At 61.2% G+C, this 5,071-nt stretch carries 5 protein-coding genes; all 5 read left to right on the top strand.

Annotated elements, in window-relative coordinates:
- Positions 1–118: 118 nt before the first annotated feature.
- The 5 genes from ACNPN0_RS12640 to ACNPN0_RS12660 all read left to right on the top strand — a co-directional run bounded on the left by ACNPN0_RS12640 (position 119) and on the right by ACNPN0_RS12660 (position 4,964).
- Positions 119–481: a YraN family protein gene (locus tag ACNPN0_RS12640; RefSeq protein ID WP_332595130.1), complete on the top strand. Its 363-nt coding sequence runs from the start codon at positions 119–121 to the stop codon at positions 479–481.
- Positions 478–2,037, top strand: coding sequence for a YifB family Mg chelatase-like AAA ATPase (locus ACNPN0_RS12645; protein ID WP_448938590.1), 1,560 nt, complete (start codon positions 478–480; stop codon positions 2,035–2,037). Before ACNPN0_RS12640 ends, ACNPN0_RS12645 begins: the two co-directional genes overlap by 4 nt.
- Positions 2,038–2,045: 8 nt before the next feature.
- Positions 2,046–3,290 carry a DNA-processing protein DprA gene (gene dprA / locus ACNPN0_RS12650; RefSeq protein WP_448938591.1) on the top strand — a complete coding sequence of 415 codons (1,245 nt, stop codon included), beginning with the start codon at positions 2,046–2,048 and terminating at the stop codon, positions 3,288–3,290.
- A 33-nt stretch (positions 3,291–3,323) separates the two neighbouring features.
- On the top strand, positions 3,324–4,319 hold the full coding sequence (locus tag ACNPN0_RS12655; RefSeq protein ID WP_402734986.1) for a tyrosine recombinase XerC: 996 nt from the start codon (positions 3,324–3,326) through the stop codon (positions 4,317–4,319).
- Between the two features lie 141 nt (positions 4,320–4,460).
- The gene (locus ACNPN0_RS12660) at positions 4,461–4,964 is read left to right on the top strand and encodes a DUF3145 domain-containing protein (protein WP_448938592.1); all 504 of its coding nucleotides are present in this window, start codon (positions 4,461–4,463) and stop codon (positions 4,962–4,964) included.
- Positions 4,965–5,071 lie beyond the last annotated feature (107 nt).

A 5,071-nucleotide genomic window follows, 5' to 3' on the forward strand; every position in this document is an offset into this window, starting at 1 on the left:
CAGAGCGGGCGATCTCGTTTAAAGCGAATTGTCCACATTCCGCGGCGGGCGCCGCCGCTGTGGACCATAATTCTCCGACGATGTTTCCATTACGGATCGCAGACATCGAGGAGCAAACATGCAGACCGCGAAGCAACGCCTAGGGGCCGATGGCGAACAAGCTGCCGCCGCATTTCTCACCGGGCAGCACTACGAAATTCTCGATCGCAATTGGAGATGCCCAGCAGGGGAGCTGGACCTGGTGGCAAGAGCCGGCAACGGCCAGATCACCGCCGTCGAAGTCAAAACGAGGTCCTCGCAACGCTATGGATCGGGCTTCGAGGCGATCAGCGCGGCAAAATTCCGCCGGCTCAACAGGCTGCTGATTTCCTGGGCCCAATGCCATCGCATGTTTCTCGCCGAACTTCGCGTGGACATCGTCGAGGTCTATCTGACAGCAACAGGGTTCGAATGCCGGCTGCATGAGAACGTGCGCTCATGAGCACCGCCCGGACCAGCGCAGTGGCCCTGCACGGGGTCAGCGCCTCACTGGTGGAAGTCGAGGCCGACCTCGGCAACGGCATTCCCGGATTCGTCCTGCTGGGCTTGCCCGATGCATCTTTGAGCGAGGCCCGCGAACGAATCAAAGCCGCGGCTAGGAACTCAGGGATTCCTCTGGCAAACCGGAAACTGACGGTCAATCTTTCGCCAGCCACCCTGCCCAAGTATGGATCGGCTTTCGATCTGGCCATCGTCATCGCCGCCTTGGCCGCTGATCAACAGCTGTTCGCGTCACCGAGCACGCTGTACATGGCGGAACTCGGCTTGGATGGCACCTTGCGGCCAGTACCTGGGGTGCTGCCAGCGGTGCAGCTAGCCAAGGTCCATGGTCTTGACCGGGTGATCGTGGCCGAGGCTAACGGGGCAGAAGCGAGGCTGGTGCATGGAATCGAGGTCATGGCGCTACGCCATCTGGGACAGGTCCTCACCTGCTGCGGAGCCCGCGCCGAACAGGTCACCACTTACCTGCGCCACCGGCAGCCGCAGGCGCCTACCGAATCTGCCGGCCCTGCCGCAGGAACTGCTGCCTCGGGCGATGCGGACCTGGGCCTGGTCAACGGGCAGCAGGAAGCACGGCTCGCCTTGGAACTGGCCGCGGCCGGCGGGCACCACCTGATCATGGTCGGACCGGCCGGCGCCGGCAAAACCATGCTGGCCAAGTGCCTGCCTTCGATTCTGCCGCCACTTGATGACCTGCAAGCCCTTGAAGCCACCGCGGTGCATTCCATTACTCGGGGCGGATCCGGGGAATTGGACCAGCTGCAACGCACCCCGCCTTTCGTGGCGCCGCACCACACCGCGTCCCGCTCAGCCCTGATTGGCGGCGGAACCGCACAACTCATTCCCGGGGCCATTACCCGCGCGCACCAGGGCATTCTATTCCTCGATGAAGCAGCGCAATTCCAAACCGGAGTACTTGATGCGCTTCGCCAACCGATCGAGGAAGGCTATATCAACCTCGCGCGGATACGCGGCCACCAGCGGTTGCCGGCCCGTTTCCAACTCATCATGGCCTCCAATCCGTGTCCCTGCGGAAAAAACTTCGGCACCGGTACCGGGTGCACCTGCACGCCCATGGCCCGCCGGCGCTATTTCGCCCGGCTTTCAGGACCCATCCTCGACCGTGTGGATCTGCAAGTCAGAGTCAATCCGGTAGCGCAAGCACAGCTTCTTAGCGGGGTACCAAATGAATCCAGTGCACAGGTGCGTGAACGCGTCTTGGCCACCCGGGCACGCAGCAAGGAGCGGCTGGGAAAGTTCTCTATTGCTTGCAACGCGCAAATACCAACTCAGATCCTCAGGAATGAACTGGCATACTCGGCCAAGACCCGGGCGGCGCTTGAACAACTCGCCACACGACGCGGGCTCTCTGCGCGTGCCATCCACCGCCTCCTGCGGGTCGCGTGGACGGTTGCCGACCAGCAAGGGCATGCAGCACCGACCGAGGATGATCTGGCCATCGCCGCTCACCTTCGCCAGAACTTGGAAAATAGCTAGGTAAGGCCATGACTTTCAACGATGTGAACACTGCCGGAAAAGCCTCGGCTCCAACCAGCCAGGAGCGTCGGGTCTACGCCCATCTGAACCAACTTATCGAGCCCAACGACTATGTGGCCACGGCCTTGCTGGAACTGATGAGCCCACAGGAACTGCTGCGCCTGATCCAGCGGGAGGATTTCTACCCGGCCGTGCTCAAAGCGCCGGTCGACGGAATCCTCGGATTCCACCCGCCCGGGGATGGCGCACAAGACTTGAGGGTAGCCTTGGCCCGATGGAGAAAGCGCCTGTCGCTGAGCAACCCGGCGGGAGCCTTGGATGCCGCTGCGCGCGCGGGTGGCGGATTGCTGATCCCGGACGATGCTTCGTGGCCGCGACAGCTAGCCGACCTGGAACTGGGACGTCCCCTGTGCCTGTGGTGGCGTTCAGCGAACCCGCAATTGCTCGAAGGCCAAGAGCTGGCGCGCAGCGTGTCCATCGTCGGCTCCCGCGATGCCAGTGACTACGGTGATCAAGTCACCTTCGATCTTGGCCGGACCCTGGCCCTGAACGGGTACACCATTGTCTCGGGTGGCGCTTACGGCATTGACGCCAGCGCGCACCGGGCCGCTCTGAGCGTGGACGATTGGCAGCATCCGAACCCGCCAACGATCACGGTTATGGCTGGCGGCATCGATCGGCTCTACCCTTCGGGCAACAGCAACCTGCTCAACCAGATTATTGCTCGCGGCGTGCTGATCTCAGAGGTGCCTCCCGGAACCACATCAGCACGCTTCCGCTTCCTGAACCGCAACCGGCTGATCGCGGCATTGAGCAGGCTGGTTATCGTCAGCGAAGCGCGCCACCGCTCAGGAGCGCTGAACACCGCCAGCCATGCAGTCGAGTTGGGACGCGATGTAGCGGCCGTTCCCGGAAGCGTTTTCGCGCCCAACTCCGCAGGGTGCCACCGATTGATTGCAGAAGGCAGTGCTGCCTTGCTCGCCAGCCCGCAAGATGCGCTGGGCCTGGTTGGCCACCACTGCCAAGCAGAGCCGCGAAGTGCCAAAGTTCAGCAACGCCCGACGGACATCCTGGGTAGGGACGAAGCAATGGTGTACGACATCATGTCCTTCACCAAAGGATTGCTGGTCGATGAGATCTCTGCCCGCAGCGGGGTGCCGCTGATCCAGACGCTACGCGCCATCAATCGATTGGAGACACTGCAAATGGCTGCCACCGATGGCCTGGCATGGAAGTTGGTGCGCCAAAACTGACCGGTGACGCAGCTGAGGGTATCCTCAATAGTGATGAAGCAAGAATCAACGACGCACGCCAGCAATGCGACGTCAGCAAAATTCGCTGAGCCGGTGGCAGACTACCTGGAGTACCTGCAACGCGAACGCGGCCGCAGCACTAATACCCTGCGAGCCTACGAAGTGGATTTGCGGAACCTCGGCCAGTTCTTGCTCCACCATGCGCAGGATCCGAGCCTCAAGCAGATTTCAGTTGATACGCTCCGCGATTGGTTGGCACAGCTTCATGAATCGCAGATTTCCCGCACCACCTTGGCCCGCAGGATCTCTGCGGTGAAGAGCTTCTTCGCGTGGGCGCTGAAGCATCAGCTGATCGACGCGGACCCTGCCCTGCGGCTGGCCGCGCCCAGGAAGGAACGGCGTCTTCCGCATGTTTTGCAACCAAGCCAGATCGACCGCTTGCTCTCCGAAACAGCCCAGCCGCCTGCTGGAAAAGAAGTCAGCGAGAGCAAGCCGGAACCTGCCCCCGATGCCAAGAGCCAGGCCGTAGCGGCACGCGATAAAGTCATCGCCGAGTTGCTGTACGCATCCGGCCTGCGTATCAGCGAGCTCGTGGCCTTGGACGTTGACGACATCGACTTCGAACGACGCACCGTCAAGGTTCTCGGCAAGGGCAACAAGGAACGGGTTGTTCCGTTTGGCAAGCCCGCAGAGCGCGTGATCATCGGGTGGATTCGGTCGCATCGCAAGGTCCTGGCCCGCCAGGAAGCTCAAGGCGCTTTGCTCGTAGGGGTGCGCGGTGCGCGTTTGAATGTACGCCAGGCACGCGAGGTCATTTCCAAGGCCTTGCAATCGCTGGGGGATACCGCTGCCAGCGGCCCGCACGCGTTAAGGCACACCGTAGCCACGCATCTGCTGGATGGCGGCGCAGATTTGCGTGCCGTCCAGGAATTCCTCGGGCATGCTTCGCTGGCAACAACCCAGCTATATACTCACGTTTCGGTTGACCGATTGAGGCAAAGCTACCGCCAAGCCCATCCGCGAGCCTGACTACTTGGTACCATTCTGCAAAAATAGCCTTTCTGGGTGGCGAAAGGCCTCTTCATCGGGCAAAATGGAAGTATCGGCGGCGATGGCACCGGAACGATGTTGACGTAGGGGAAGACGATCAACACCGCAACGGAGGATGGCATGTCTGCACCGATGTCCAAAGGCGTGATTTATATTCATTCCGCCCCTGCAGCGCTATGCCCACATCTGGAATGGGCAATCGGGTCCGTGCTCGGCACTCCAGTAAAAATGGAGTGGACCGAACAGCACGTCGCACCCGGATTTTGTCGCGCCGAAATCGAGTGGGTAGGTACGCAAGGTACCGGCTCTTTGCTGACCAGTGAGATGCATGGTTGGCAGCATCTTCGTTTCGAAATCACCGAAGACCCAAGCCCGGGTGCCGACGGCAGCCGTTGGTCCGTGACCCCTGATCTTGGCATCTTCCACGCCACGGTTGATTGCGCTGGCAACGTCATGGTCAGCGAAGAACGCATCCGGTGGGCCTATGAAAAGGGCGACGGCAATCCCTCGGTCTTCTACCAGGAGATGTCCATCGCTCTCGGCGAGCCTTGGGATGAAGAACTTGAACCCTTCCGTCACGCAGGCGAAGACGCGCCTGTTCGATGGCTCAACCAGGTGGTTTAGCAACTGGTTATCTAGTCCCTGAGTGACTTATCAACAGACACTCAGATACAACCCCGATGGTGCGGGGTTGTTACCCAAAAGAAGTGGGATCCCATGCCGGGGATCCC

The organism is Glutamicibacter sp. AGC84, from assembly GCF_053543575.1.